This window comes from Curtobacterium sp. NPDC086286 (assembly GCF_044746255.1).
Taxonomy (GTDB): Bacteria; Actinomycetota; Actinomycetes; order Actinomycetales; family Microbacteriaceae; genus Curtobacterium.
Genome location: NZ_JBIVBW010000006.1, coordinates 159,962 through 172,467 on the forward strand (window position 1 = coordinate 159,962; position 12,506 = coordinate 172,467).

General features: G+C 71.2%; 14 protein-coding genes. 10 read left to right on the plus strand and 4 right to left on the minus strand.

Going from position 1 to position 12,506, the window contains the following annotated elements; all coding sequences use genetic code 11:
* Positions 1-209: 209 nt before the first annotated feature.
* A complete protein-coding gene (rpsT, locus tag ACIPKM_RS12495) occupies positions 210-470 on the minus strand; it encodes a 30S ribosomal protein S20 (protein WP_070418682.1) in 261 nt (86 codons plus the stop codon).
* A 191-nt stretch (positions 471-661) separates the two neighbouring features.
* On the opposite strand from rpsT, the gene ACIPKM_RS12500 reads away from it, so the two are divergent.
* Both ACIPKM_RS12500 and lepA read left to right on the plus strand, forming a co-directional pair.
* Positions 662-1,846, plus strand: coding sequence for a pyridoxal phosphate-dependent aminotransferase (locus ACIPKM_RS12500; protein ID WP_402736830.1), 1,185 nt, complete (start codon positions 662-664; stop codon positions 1,844-1,846).
* Between the two features lie 70 nt (positions 1,847-1,916).
* Complete coding sequence (gene lepA / locus ACIPKM_RS12505; protein ID WP_071294816.1) at positions 1,917-3,764, plus strand: translation elongation factor 4; 1,848 nt, start codon at positions 1,917-1,919, stop codon at positions 3,762-3,764.
* 9 nt (positions 3,765-3,773) lie between these two features.
* Here lepA and ACIPKM_RS12510 read toward each other — a convergent pair whose 3' ends face one another.
* Positions 3,774-4,262 carry a hypothetical protein gene (locus ACIPKM_RS12510; RefSeq protein WP_071294817.1) on the minus strand — a complete coding sequence of 163 codons (489 nt, stop codon included), beginning with the start codon at positions 4,260-4,262 and terminating at the stop codon, positions 3,774-3,776.
* Between the two features lie 132 nt (positions 4,263-4,394).
* Between ACIPKM_RS12510 and ACIPKM_RS12515 the strand changes: the two genes are divergently transcribed.
* Positions 4,395-5,042, plus strand: coding sequence for a DUF1990 family protein (locus ACIPKM_RS12515; protein ID WP_070418685.1), 648 nt, complete (start codon positions 4,395-4,397; stop codon positions 5,040-5,042).
* Between the two features lie 10 nt (positions 5,043-5,052).
* On the opposite strand, the gene ACIPKM_RS12520 is transcribed toward ACIPKM_RS12515, so the two are convergent.
* Entirely contained in the window at positions 5,053-5,763 is a 711-nt protein-coding gene (locus ACIPKM_RS12520; RefSeq protein WP_402736831.1) for an HAD family hydrolase, read from the minus strand.
* Positions 5,764-5,791: 28 nt separating this feature from the next.
* Between ACIPKM_RS12520 and hemW the strand changes: the two genes are divergently transcribed.
* Entirely contained in the window at positions 5,792-7,009 is a 1,218-nt protein-coding gene (gene hemW, locus ACIPKM_RS12525) for a radical SAM family heme chaperone HemW (RefSeq protein ID WP_402736832.1), read from the plus strand.
* 1 nt (position 7,010) lies between these two features.
* Here the strand turns inward: hemW and ACIPKM_RS12530 are convergent, their stop codons facing one another.
* Positions 7,011-7,400, minus strand: a complete 390-nt coding sequence (locus ACIPKM_RS12530) for a DUF4870 domain-containing protein (RefSeq protein ID WP_070418687.1) — start codon at positions 7,398-7,400, stop codon at positions 7,011-7,013.
* A 108-nt stretch (positions 7,401-7,508) separates the two neighbouring features.
* Here ACIPKM_RS12530 and hrcA point away from each other — a divergent pair, with 108 nt between their 5' ends.
* The 6 genes from hrcA to ybeY all read left to right on the plus strand — a co-directional run bounded on the left by hrcA (position 7,509) and on the right by ybeY (position 12,506).
* Positions 7,509-8,525, plus strand: a complete 1,017-nt coding sequence (gene hrcA, locus ACIPKM_RS12535) for a heat-inducible transcriptional repressor HrcA (protein ID WP_071301979.1) — start codon at positions 7,509-7,511, stop codon at positions 8,523-8,525.
* 128 nt (positions 8,526-8,653) lie between these two features.
* Positions 8,654-9,766, plus strand: coding sequence for a molecular chaperone DnaJ (gene dnaJ / locus ACIPKM_RS12540; protein ID WP_071294821.1), 1,113 nt, complete (start codon positions 8,654-8,656; stop codon positions 9,764-9,766).
* Complete coding sequence (locus ACIPKM_RS12545; protein ID WP_071294822.1) at positions 9,766-10,515, plus strand: 16S rRNA (uracil(1498)-N(3))-methyltransferase; 750 nt, start codon at positions 9,766-9,768, stop codon at positions 10,513-10,515. Before dnaJ ends, ACIPKM_RS12545 begins: the two co-directional genes overlap by 1 nt.
* A 50-nt stretch (positions 10,516-10,565) precedes the next feature.
* Positions 10,566-10,919, plus strand: a complete 354-nt coding sequence (locus ACIPKM_RS12550; protein WP_070418691.1) for a histidine triad nucleotide-binding protein — start codon at positions 10,566-10,568, stop codon at positions 10,917-10,919.
* The gene (locus tag ACIPKM_RS12555; RefSeq protein ID WP_070418692.1) at positions 10,909-12,048 is read left to right on the plus strand and encodes a PhoH family protein; all 1,140 of its coding nucleotides are present in this window, start codon (positions 10,909-10,911) and stop codon (positions 12,046-12,048) included. The genes ACIPKM_RS12550 and ACIPKM_RS12555 overlap by 11 nt, the downstream gene beginning before the upstream one ends.
* Positions 12,045-12,506 (plus strand): rRNA maturation RNase YbeY, encoded by a 462-nt coding sequence (ybeY, locus tag ACIPKM_RS12560; RefSeq protein ID WP_070418693.1) that lies wholly within the window; start codon positions 12,045-12,047, stop codon positions 12,504-12,506. Before ACIPKM_RS12555 ends, ybeY begins: the two co-directional genes overlap by 4 nt.

A 12,506-nucleotide genomic window follows, 5' to 3' on the forward strand; every position in this document is an offset into this window, starting at 1 on the left:
GCGACGCGAGTCGGACGGCACCGCACACGCGTTGCGACGTTCTGCGTGTCGATCGACGCGCAGCATGTCGAACCGCGCGTGTCACGCCGCCAGGCGCCGGCGCCGCCCGCCCCGCCCCGCGCCGCGCGCCCCGCGCCGCGCGCCCCGCGCACGCAAACAGGCCCCGCACCGAACGGTGCGGGGCCTGTTCGACCAGAAGGGTCAGTGCGTCAGAGCGACGCGACCTTCTTCGCGATGGCCGACTTGCGGTTCGCAGCCTGGTTCTTGTGGATGACGCCCTTGCTCACGGCCTTGTCGAGCTTCTTCGACGCGAGGGTCAGGGCCGCGACGGCTTTGTCCTTGTCGCCGGCGACGACTGCCTCGTTCGTGTGACGGATGACCGTCTTGAGCTCCGAACGGTAGGCCTTGTTGCGCTCCTGGGCCTTGAGGTTGGTCTTGATGCGCTTCATCTGCGACTTGATGTTCGCCATGCGTGTTGCTCCTTGATCGTCTCTACGGGTGGTCGCGACCGCTGGGTAGAGGGGCCCTTGGTCGCATCGCGTTCCACCCGTGGGCGGGGAACGCGGAAGCCAGCCACCAACATTACCAGGCCGGAGCGTCTGGACCAAAGCACCGAAACGCCGAAACCGTGCCGCAACAACCGTTCGCTACCGTGACGAGCATGCCATCGCTCGCGCCCCGCATCGAGACCGTCCCCGCCTCCGGCATCCGCCGCGTGTTCGAGCAAGCCGCACGCATGCAGGCCGAGCAGACGGACCAGGCGACCGGCACGGACATCGCGATGCTCGTCATCGGCGAACCCGACGTGCCCGTCGCGGCGCACATCGGCGAGGCCGCCCGGCGCGCCTGGACCGAGGACCGCACCGACTACACCCCGAACGGCGGCATCGCCCCGCTGCGGGAGGCCATCCGCGACAAGCTCCGCCGCGAGAACCGGATCGAGGTCGACGTCGAGCAGATCTGGATGACGATCGGCGCGACGCAAGCGCTCTTCCAGGCGATGACCCTCGTGCTGAGCCCCGGTGACGAGGTCCTCGTGCCGGACCCCGGCTACACGACCTTCACGATGAACGCCCACATCATCGGAGCGACCCCGGTGCCGTACCGGCTCGAGCCGCAGCACGGGTTCGAGCCCGACCTGCAGGCCCTCGAGGCGAGCATCACCGAGCGGACCCGCGCCCTCGTCGTGAACTCGCCCTCGAACCCGCTCGGCTCGGTGTTCGGCGAGCAGACCCTCCGCGACCTGCTCGCCCTGGCGAAGCGGCACGACCTCTGGGTGATCAGCGACGAGGTCTACGAGTACTTCACCTACGGCACCCGCCACGTCAGCCTGGCGAGCCTCGACGAGGACGACCGCGTCTTCACCGCCTTCTCGCTGAGCAAGACCTACGCGATGACGGGCGTCCGTGTCGGGTACCTCGTCACGCCGAAGGGACTCGGCCCGACGATGCGGACGACCCAGGAGGCGATGATCAGCTGCGTCGCCGAACCCGACCAGTGGGCGGCCCTCGCGGCGATCGTGGGGGACCACTCCGCCGTGCAGGACGCCGGCGAGCACTACCGCGCCAACCTCGGCGTCGCGAAGGAGGTGCTCGACGCCGCCGGCATCCACTACCTCGACCCGCGCGGCGCCTTCTACCTGTGGATCGACATGTCCCACGCCTCGCAGGGCGACGTCGCGGAGTGGGCGCTCGGGTTCCTCCAGCGGGAGCGGGTCGCCGTGGCGCCCGGGAGCGCGTTCGGCCGGACCGGCGAGGGCTGGATCCGCGTCTGTCTCGCGGCGACGCCGGCGGACCTGCGCCGCGGACTGGGTGCGCTGCCGGCGCCGGAGCACGCCGTGGTCTGACCGGACGTGCGCGCCGCCGCCGCGCGGACGTGGGACAATCGTTCGACCGTCCGACCCACCCCGAGGAACCGTGAGCCCACAAGCATCCGCGCCGCTCGAGCCCGCCTCGACCCCGGCCGACGCGATCCGCAACTTCTGCATCATCGCGCACATCGACCACGGCAAGTCCACGCTGGCCGACCGCATGCTGCAGATCACCGGCATCGTCGAGGACCGCGCCATGCGTGCGCAGTACCTCGACCGCATGGACATCGAGCGCGAGCGCGGCATCACGATCAAGTCCCAGGCGGTGCGCATGCCGTGGGAGCTCGACGGGCAGACGTACGCCCTCAACATGATCGACACGCCCGGTCACGTGGACTTCTCGTACGAGGTGTCCCGGTCGCTCGCGGCGTGCGAGGGAGCGATCCTCCTGGTCGACGCCGCGCAGGGCATCGAGGCCCAGACGCTCGCCAACCTCTACCTGGCGCTCGAGAACGACCTCGAGATCATCCCGGTCCTGAACAAGATCGACCTGCCGGCGGCCGAGCCGGAGAAGTACGCGGCCGAGCTCGCCCAGCTCATCGGCGGCTCGCCGGACGACGTCCTGCGCGTGTCCGGCAAGACCGGCGTGGGCGTCGCCGAACTGCTCGACCGGGTCGTCGGCTCCGTGCCGGCCCCCGTGGGTGACGTGGACGCTCCGCCCCGCGCGATGATCTTCGACTCGGTCTACGACAGCTACCGCGGCGTCGTGACGTACGTGCGGATGGTGGACGGCACGATCCACCCGCGCGAGAAGGTCCAGATGATGTCGACCAAGTCGACGCACGAGATCCTCGAGATCGGCGTGTCCGCGCCCGAGCCGAAGCCGACGAAGGGCCTCTCCGTCGGCGAGGTCGGTTACCTCATCACCGGGGTGAAGGACGTCCGCCAGTCGAAGGTCGGCGACACGGTCACGACGGCGCAGAAGCCCGCGACCGAGGCGCTGGCCGGGTACACCGACCCGAAGCCGATGGTGTTCTCGGGCCTGTACCCGATCGACGGCTCGGACTACCCCGACCTCCGCGAGGCGCTCGACAAGCTCAAGCTGTCCGACGCCGCCCTCGTGTACGAGCCGGAGACGTCGGTGGCGCTCGGCTTCGGCTTCCGCTGCGGCTTCCTCGGCCTGCTCCACCTCGAGATCATCACCGAGCGCCTCAGCCGCGAGTTCGGGCTCGACCTCATCACCACGGCCCCGAGCGTGATCTACGAGGTCACGAACGAGGACAACACCGTGACCGAGGTCACGAACCCGTCCGAGTTCCCGGGCGGCCGCATCGTCGAGGTCCGCGAGCCGATGGTCCGTGCGGCCATCCTCGCGCCGAAGGACTACGTGGGCGCGATCATGGAGCTGTGCCAGTCGCGCCGCGGATCGCTGCTCGGCATGGAGTACCTCGGCGAGGACCGCGTCGAGATCCGGTACGAGATGCCCCTCGGCGAGATCGTCTTCGACTTCTTCGACCAGCTGAAGAGCAAGACCCAGGGCTACGCATCGCTCGACTACGAGCCCACGGGGGACCAGGCGGCCGACCTCGTGAAGGTCGACATCCTGCTCCAGGGCGAGCAGGTCGACGCGTTCAGCGCGATCGTGCACCGCGACAAGGCGTACGCCTACGGCACGCTGATGACCGAGCGCCTGCGCAAGCTCATCCCGCGCCAGCAGTTCGAGGTCCCGATCCAGGCCGCCATCGGCGCCCGGATCATCGCCCGCGAGAGCATCCGGGCGATGCGCAAGGACGTCCTCGCGAAGTGCTACGGCGGTGACATCACCCGCAAGCGCAAGCTCCTCGAGAAGCAGAAGGAGGGCAAGAAGCGCATGAAGATGGTGGGTCGCGTCGAGGTCCCGCAGGAAGCCTTCATCGCGGCGCTCTCCGGCGACGTCGAAGAGAAGAAGAAGTAGCGGAGCGCGTCAGACGCGGCGGGCGCGAGCCCGCAACGCTGCCAGGCCCAGTGCCGGGAGGCTCGCCGCGGCCAGTCCTGCGAGTGCGGTCCGCAGGATGACGAGTCCGGCAGCCGTGTCGTAGTCGGCCTGCGCCGCCGCGGCGAACCCGGCCACGACCGACCCGACCACCATCGCCAGCGTGCAGAACCCGAGCACGTAGGGCAGCCGGCGTGCCGAGTGCCGGCGCACCGCGAGCACGAGCGTCACCCCGAACAGGAGCACTCCCGCTCCGGCGCTGCACGCCCCGAACGCCGCGATGGCGTTCGCGGTGTCGAACACGTCGACGTCCCCCGGCGGCGTCGTGACGTACCGGGAGGGAGCGCCGAGGCCGGCCGTCGCCCACTCGACCGCGGCCCGTGCCGTCGCCGCCAGTCCGAACGCCGCGAGCGTCAGGACGGCGAACGCGGCCGTCGTGCGGTCGACGGACCGCGCGCGAGCGAGGGGGGAGCGGGGCACGCACCCACGATAGGGGCGTGTCGGACGGGTGTCGGGCCTCCAGTTCGGGGCGCGCGGAAAGCGGACCGCCGGTTGCGCACCCGAGGGCGACTCGGTTCGATCCGGGGGACGAGTCCCCAGTACAGTGGCCGCATGAGTACCCGCGGGAGCTACCGGACCGCCCTGACGTACGGAGCCGTGGGTGCGACCCAGGCGCCGGACCTCATGACGTACCCGCCGGAGGGGTTCGCCCCGTCCGAGTCGCGCTCCCGGATCGGCCACGGCGACCAGCGCTTCGAGACCGCGGTGACCCAGGCCCTGACCTGGCAGATCCAGGAGCGCAGCGGGATCCGCGTGCACGTCGAGGAACAGCCCGACGACGACGAGGTCCGCTACAACCCGGTGACCTTCGACGAGGACGGCGTGCCGATCGCCCCGGCCTCGATCGGGACGCCCCGGGTGGAGAAGTTCGCCCCGGACGGCACGCCGCTCGTGACGGCGGGGACGAGCGCGACGCTGACGATGCACGCGTTCGGCCAGACGGTGCAGGCGCCGGTCCGGGTCGTCTCGATCATCGACGAGACCGACCGCAAGGGCTTCGCGTACGGCACGCTCGAGGGGCATCCGCTCTCGGGCGAGGAGTCCTTCGTCGTCGAGCGGACCCCGGACGGCTCGGTGTGGTTGCAGATCCGGCAGTTCTCGCAGCCGTCGAGCCGGAAGTGGCAGTTCGTGGCCCCGTTGCTCCGTCGGCAGCAGCGCGTGATGGCGCAGAAGTACCTCGAAGCGCTCCGCGGCGACTAGGTCTGCTCGGCTAGGGGCCCTCGCCGACCGGGCGGAGCGGCGGCAGCGCCGCGATGGCGTCCTCGATGAGCGACGCGTCGTCGACGCAGTTCCGGGCGATCGTCACGGCACCCGTGGCGCGGAGCGCGTCGACGTCGAACACCCCGGTCGCCACCGCCAGGAACGGGATCCCGGCGGCCTCGGCTGCCTCGCCGTCCCGCGGGGTGTCCCCGACGATGACGGCCCGGGTGCCCGCGAGGGCATCGGCAGCACGCGCGGTCACCCCGCTGCGCTCGACCTCGGCGTCCCCGAAGTACGAGTGCTCCCAGTCGAACGCGTCGACGTCGAACCCGGCGCCCTGCAGCTTCACGCGGGCACGGTAGGGGGAGTTGCCGGTCAGCAGTCCGTTGCGCCAGCCGAGCTCGGCGAACCGTCGGACGAGGGCGATCGCACCCGGAGCCGGGCTCCGGTGGTCGCCGGACACGTGCCGTTCCTCGGTCAGGTCGTGCAGGTGACGGCTCACGGTGGGGATGAGCGAGTCGTCCAGGTCGTGGGCCCGGACGTGCTCGGCGATGAGCCCGGCGTCGGTGCGGCCGTGCTGGTGCCCGACGCGGAGGACGAGGTCGCGACCCACCGCCCGCTCGAGCGCGAGGTGGTAGAGGTTGCCCGGCGAGGAGGCGTTCATCACGAGGGTGCCGTCGATGTCCCACAGCACCGTGGTGGGGACGGGGTGGTGCTCCATGCCTCCATCATGACGGACAATGGAGTCCATGCCGAGTGCTCTCCCGATCGCCGATCCCGCACCAGCGGACGGGCTGCTCTCGCCCGCGGCGTCCGCGGGTGACGTCCCGTTCGGCGTCTACGTGCACGTGCCGTTCTGCCGCGTGCGGTGCGGCTACTGCGACTTCAACACCTACACGGCGTCCGAGCTCCGCGGGGTCCGGCGGGACGACTACGCCGGCCACGCCGTGCAGGAGATCCGTTTCGCGGCGGACGTCCTCGACCGCTCCGGCGTCCCGCGGCGCCCGGTGTCGACGGTGTTCTTCGGCGGGGGGACGCCGACGATGCTGCCGGCGTCCGACCTCGTGATGATCCTGCGGGCGATCGACGACACCTGGGGCATCCTGCCCGGGGCCGAGGTCACGACCGAGGCGAACCCGGACTCCGTCGACGAGTCGTCCCTGGCGACGCTGCGCGCCGGCGGGTTCACCCGCGTGAGCTACGGCATGCAGTCCGCGGTGCCGCACGTGCTCGCGACGCTCGACCGGACGCACGACCCCGAGCGCGTGCCGCTCGTCGTGGACGCCGCGAAGCAGCAGGGGCTCGACGTCTCGCTCGACCTCATCTACTCGACGCCGGGCGAGTCCCTCGACGACTGGCGCACCTCGCTGGACGCGGCCCTGGCGTGTGCGCCCGACCACGTCTCGGCGTACTCGCTCATCGTCGAGGACGGCACCGCGATGGGCCGGATGGTCGCACGCGGCGAGCTGCCGGCGCCGGACGACGACCTCGCGGCGGACATGTACGAGCTGGCCGACCAGGTCCTCGGCGACGCCGGGTACTCCTGGTACGAGGTCTCGAACTGGTCCCGCGGCGACCAGCAAGCGAGCCGGCACAACCTGTCCTACTGGAAGGGCCACGACTGGTGGGGCGTCGGCCCGGGCGCGCACTCCGCGGTCGCCGGCACCCGCTGGTGGAACGTGAAGCACCCGGCCGCGTACGCGAACCGGGTGCTGCAGGGCGAGTCGCCCGCGGCCGGCCGCGAGACCCTCGACGACGAGACCCGGTACGTCGAGCGCGTGCTGCTCGCCGCCCGGGTCCGCGGTGAGCTGGCGACGAGCGAGCTGGGCCAGGAGGCACGGGGCCGCGTCGCCGGCCTCATCGCACGTGGTCTCGTGGACGGGTCGGCCGCGGTGCGGGGACGGATCGAGTTGACCTTGCGGGGTCGCCTGCTCGCGGACGCGGTGGTCCGCGAGCTGCTCGACTGAGCTACTGCTTGATGAACTCGATCGAGAGCGGGTAGCGGTAGAACTGCCCGCGGTTGGCGGCGACGGCGGCCATGATCCCGAAGATGATCGTCAGGATCCCGATCACCGGCAGGAGCACCGCGCCGATCAGCACGATGGTCAAGAGGCCCGCGGCGACGTAGGCGATCGCCATCGTGATGTGGAAGTTCAGCGCCACGCGCGTGTGCTCGCGGATGAAGCCGCCGCGATCGCGCAGGACGAGGTAGGCCACGAGCGGCGCGACGAAGTTGAAGAAGATCCCGCCGATGTGCGTGAGCGTGGCCCAGAGGCGCTGGTCCTCGGGCGACATCGGCTGGGGCGGCTGGTACCCGCCCGGGAACTGGGGGCCACCGGGCTGCTGTCCGTAGGTCATGGCGGAAGCGTACTGGCAGGCGTGTGGAGAAGTCCCGGTCCGTCGGTGGTCGGGCGTAGGATCAGCAGTCGACACGTCCGAGTGCCAGATCGAGTGGAAGGGGTCCGGGTGGTCAGCGAACGCAGCCTCGAGGTCCTCAAGGCCATCGTGCGGGACTACGTCGCGTCACGCGAGCCGGTCGGTTCGAAGACGATCGTCGAGCGGCACGCCTTCGGGGTCAGCGCCGCCACGATCCGGAACGACATGGCCCAGCTCGAGGACGAGCAACTCATCGCGGCACCGCACACCTCGTCCGGTCGCGTCCCGACCGACAAGGGGTACCGCGTCTTCGTCGACCACCTCGCCGGCGCGCGGCCGCTGTCCAGCGCCCAGCGGCACGCGATCGAGACGTTCCTCGGGGCGCCGAACGACCTCGACGAGGTCCTCGGCCGCACGGTCCGGCTGCTCAGCCAGCTCACGAACCAGGTCGCCCTCGTGCAGTACCCCTCGATGGTGCGCGCGCGTGTCCAGCACATCGAGCTCGTCCGCCTCGGCGACAACCGCCTGATGGTCGTGCTCATCACCGACACCGCCCGGGTCGAGCAGCGCGTCGTGGAGACCGACGTGGCGCTCGACGAGGGCTCGCTCACCGAACTCCGCACGGTGGTGAACGGCGCCAGCGTCGGGCTGCTGCTGCAGGACGTCTCGACGGCGCTCCGCGCGGTGCCGCAGCAGATCCGCCCCGACGCCCAGCCGCTCGCCGGGGTCGTCGTCGCGACCCTCATCGAGCAGGTCGCCGCCAACCGGCAGGACCGCCTGGTGATGGCCGGTGCGGCGAACCTCGCCAAGAGCGAGCAGGACTTCTCGGGCGGGCTCTTCCCCGTGCTCGAGGCGATCGAGGAACAGGTGACCCTGCTCCGCCTGTTCGGTGAGATGCAGATCGACGACGGCGTCGCGGCGCGCATCGGCGTGGAGAACGCCGAGTACGGGCTCGACGCGACGAGCATCGTCGCCGGCGGCTACCTGGCCGGCGGCGAACTCGCCCGGCTCGGCGTGCTCGGGCCGACCCGGATGGACTACGGCACGAACATGGCCGCCGTGCGCGCCGTCGCACGGTACCTGTCCAAACTCCTGGGTGAACATTGACCAGGTGCCCACGCGCCTGAGCGAGCCGGTCCCGACGGGGCGACCCGCGCCTCCAGGCCCACCGACGACCACCAGAACCGCGGCGACCGCCGCACCTGACCGACCGAACCGAACCGACTGAGGGATACGTGGCAGACCACTACGACGTCCTCGGCGTCCAGAAGGACGCCTCCGATGCCGACATCAAGAAGGCGTACCGCCGTCTGGCGCGCGAACTGCACCCGGACGTGAACCCGAGCCCCGACGCGGCCGAGCGCTTCAAGGACGTGACGCACGCGTACGACGTGCTGAGCGACCCCGAGCAGCGCCGCCGGTACGACGCCGGGCCCCAGGCCGACAGCCCCTTCGGTGGCGGAGCCGGCGGGTTCAGCGACATCTTCGACGCGTTCTTCGGTGGCGGTGGCGGCGGCGGTCGTGGCAACGGCCCGCGCAGTCGTGCCGAGCGCGGACAGGACGCCCTGCTCCGCATCGACGTCGACCTCGACGAGGTCGTCTTCGGTACCCACAAGGACGTCGAGGTCGACACCGCGGTGCTGTGCGAGACGTGCGGCGGTTCCTGCTGCGCGCCGGGCACGAGCCCGCAGACGTGCGACATCTGCGGCGGCACCGGCCACATCCAGCGCCAGGTCCGCTCGCTCCTCGGCAACGTCGTGACGAGCGCGCCCTGCGGCACCTGCCGCGGGTACGGCACCGTCATCCCGAACCCGTGCCCGACGTGCCAGGGCCAGGGACGCGTCCGCGCCCGCCGCACGGTGCCGGTCGACGTCCCCGCCGGGGTCGACTCCGGGCTCCGCCTGCAGATGCCCGGCCAGGGCGAGGTCGGTCCGGCCGGTGGCCCCTCCGGTGACCTCTACCTCGAGATCCGGGTGCGCCACCACGACGTGTTCAGCCGCGACGGGGACGACCTACTCGCCACGCTCGAGGTCGCGATGACCGACGCCGTGCTCGGGACGACCGCGACGATCGACGGGCTCGACGGCCCGGTCGAGCTCGAGGTCCGGCCTGGTGTGCAGAGCGCCGACGTCCTCGTGATCAAGGACCGCGGCATCACGAAGCTCCGGGGCAACGGTCGCGGCGACCTCCGGGTCGGTGTGCAGGTCGTGACGCCGACGAAGCTCTCGCACAAGGAACGGCAGCTCGTCGAGCAGCTCGCGAAGTCGCACAAGGCCGCGAAGCCGCAGCTCGCCCGCTTCCAGCAGGGCATGTTCGGCAAGCTCCGCGACCGGTTCTTCAACTTCTGATGGCATCGCTCTACCTCGTCGGGTCGCTCGACGGCGTCACGGTCGGCGACACCGTCCCGCTCGACGGGGCGGAGGGACGCCACGCCGTCACGGTCGCCCGGGTCCGGGTGGGGGAGACGCTGCGCCTGTCCGACGGTCGTGGCACCGTCGTGACCGGGGCCGTGGCCGCGCTCGGGCGGGACACGCTCTCGTTGGCGGTGTCCACGGTCGCCGTCGACGACGCACCCACACCGACGCTCACGCTCGTGCAGGCGCTCGCGAAGGGCGGCCGCGACGAGATGGCGGTGCAGGCGGCGACCGAGATCGGTGTCGACCGGATCGTGCCGTGGTCGGCGGCCCGCAGCGTCTCCCGCTGGGACGGCGCGAAGGTCGAGAAGGGGCGCGCACGCTGGACGGCGATCGCGCACGAGGCGTCGAAGCAGGCGATCCGTTCCCGGGTGCCCGTCGTCGACGCGCCGGTGACGACCGGGCAGCTCGCGGCTCCGGCTCCCGGAGCGGCCGACGGTGCTCGCGCCGTCCTCGTGCTGGACCCGGTCGGCGACGTCCGGCTCTCCGAGTGGGAACCGCCGAGCGACGTCGCCGAGATCGTGCTCGTCGTCGGACCCGAGGGCGGCATCGACGGCTCCGAGTTCGACCGGCTGGTGGCCGCCGGCGCCGTCCGGGTCCGCCTCGGCGACACGGTGCTCCGGACGTCCACCGCCGGCCCGGCCGCGCTCGCGGTCCTCCAGACGCGGCTCGGTCGCTGGTAGCGCCCGGATCGGGAAGGCGTGGCGTCGGTACCGCGTTCTACGATGGAGCCATGAGCACCAGCACGCCCAGCATCTTCTCCCGGATCATCGCGCGCGAGATCCCGGCGACCGTCGTCGCCGAGGACGACCGCGTGATCGCCATCGAGGACATCGCGCCGAAGGCACCCGTCCACGTGCTCGTCATCCCCAAGACCGAGCAGTACCGGAACGTCACCGAACTCGCAGCCGGTGACCCGGACCTCCTCGCCCACCTGGTCGCCACCGCGCAGCGCATCGCCGACGAGCGTGCCGGCGGCCAGTACCGACTCGTCTTCAACACCGGCGAAGCCGCCGGTCAGACCGTGTTCCACGTGCACGCGCACGTACTCGCAGGTGAACTGCAGGAAGGCACCCTTGCCGGCTAACGAACCAGCACCCACCCCGGCCGACCCGACGGACGTGTCGGCCTCGATCCAGGTCGACGGCATCGCCATGGTGCAGCTGCTCGGCCCCCAGGACCGACTGCTCAAGACCGTCGAACGCCAGTACCCGGGCGTCCGCGTGCTCGTGCGTGGCAACGAGGTCACGCTGACCGGGCCCGAACGCGACGTCGCGCGCGCGCACGCCCTCGTCGACGAGCTCGTCGGCATGGTGAAGCGTGGACAGGACATCGGGCCGTCCGACATCCCCGTCTCCGCGAAGCTCCTCGACGAGGACCGCAAGCCGTCCGACACCTTCGGCACGCCGATCGTGTCGAGCCGCGGCAAGTCCGTGCGGCCGAAGACCGACGGGCAGCGGGCCTACGTCGACGCCATCGACGAGCACACGATCACGTTCGGCATCGGCCCCGCCGGTACCGGCAAGACGTACCTGGCGATGGCGAAGGCCGTCCAGGCGCTGCAGCGGCGCGAGGTCACCCGGATCATCCTGACGCGCCCCGCGGTCGAGGCCGGCGAGCGGCTCGGCTTCCTGCCGGGCACCCTCACCGACAAGATCGACCCGTACCTGCGCCCGCTCTACGACGCGCTCAACGAGATGATGGACCCCGAGCTGGTCCCGAAGCTCCTGGCCGCCGGCACGGTCGAGGTGGCCCCGCTGGCGTACATGCGCGGACGCACGCTGAACGACTCGTTCGTGGTCCTCGACGAGGCGCAGAACACGACGCCCGAGCAGATGAAGATGTTCCTGACGCGGCTCGGTTTCGGCTCGAAGATGGTCGTCACGGGTGACATCACCCAGGTCGACCTGCCGGGCAACCTGTCCGGGCTCCGGCTCGTCACGCGCATCCTCGGCGAGGTCGACGACATCCACTTCGCCCGCCTCGGCAGCGAGGACGTCGTCCGCCACACGCTCGTCGGACGGATCGTGGACGCCTACACCGTCTACGACGAGGAACGCCTCGCCGAGCAGTCCGGGTACCGCCCGGGCGGCCGGGGCAGTGCCGCCACGCCGAACCCCGCCGGTGCGAACCGCGCCGAGCGACGGGGGCGTCCGCCGCAGGACCGCCAGCGCTCCCCGTACCCCCAGAACGACTCCCGAGGAGGGAACCGGTGAGCATCGAGCTCAACAACGAGTCCGGCGTCGAGGTCGACGAGGCAGCCATCCAGCGCCTCGCCGCCTTCGCGCTCGACGCGCTCCACGTCCACGCCGATGCGGAGCTCGCGATCGTGCTCGTCGACGAGGGCGCGATGGAGCAGCTGCACGTCCGGTGGATGGACGAACCCGGGCCGACCGACGTCCTGAGCTTCCCGATGGACGAACTCCGTCCGGGCACCGAGGACGACCCGACGCCCGCCGGGCTGCTCGGCGACATCGTGCTCTGCCCGCAGGTTGCCGAGGAACAGGCGAAGACCGCCGGGCACTCGAGCACCGACGAGATGCTCCTGCTGACCTGCCACGGCATCCTGCACCTGCTCGGGTTCGACCACGCCGAGCCGGACGAGAAGGCGGAGATGTTCGGGCTGCAGGGCGAGATCCTCACGGCCTTCGCCGCCCAGCGCCGCGGGCGGTGA

Coding starts and splice junctions, on each gene's coding strand:
- rpsT (WP_070418682.1), bottom strand. CDS start 470: ATGGCGAACATCAAGTCGCAGATGAAGCGCATCAAGACCAACCTCAAG.
- ACIPKM_RS12500 (WP_402736830.1), top strand. CDS start 662: ATGCCATCGCTCGCGCCCCGCATCGAGACCGTCCCCGCCTCCGGCATC.
- ACIPKM_RS12515 (WP_070418685.1), top strand. CDS start 4,395: ATGAGTACCCGCGGGAGCTACCGGACCGCCCTGACGTACGGAGCCGTG.
- ACIPKM_RS12520 (WP_402736831.1), bottom strand. CDS start 5,763: ATGGAGCACCACCCCGTCCCCACCACGGTGCTGTGGGACATCGACGGC.
- hemW (WP_402736832.1), top strand. CDS start 5,792: ATGCCGAGTGCTCTCCCGATCGCCGATCCCGCACCAGCGGACGGGCTG.
- ACIPKM_RS12530 (WP_070418687.1), bottom strand. CDS start 7,400: ATGACCTACGGACAGCAGCCCGGTGGCCCCCAGTTCCCGGGCGGGTAC.
- ACIPKM_RS12545 (WP_071294822.1), top strand. CDS start 9,766: ATGGCATCGCTCTACCTCGTCGGGTCGCTCGACGGCGTCACGGTCGGC.
- ACIPKM_RS12550 (WP_070418691.1), top strand. CDS start 10,566: ATGAGCACCAGCACGCCCAGCATCTTCTCCCGGATCATCGCGCGCGAG.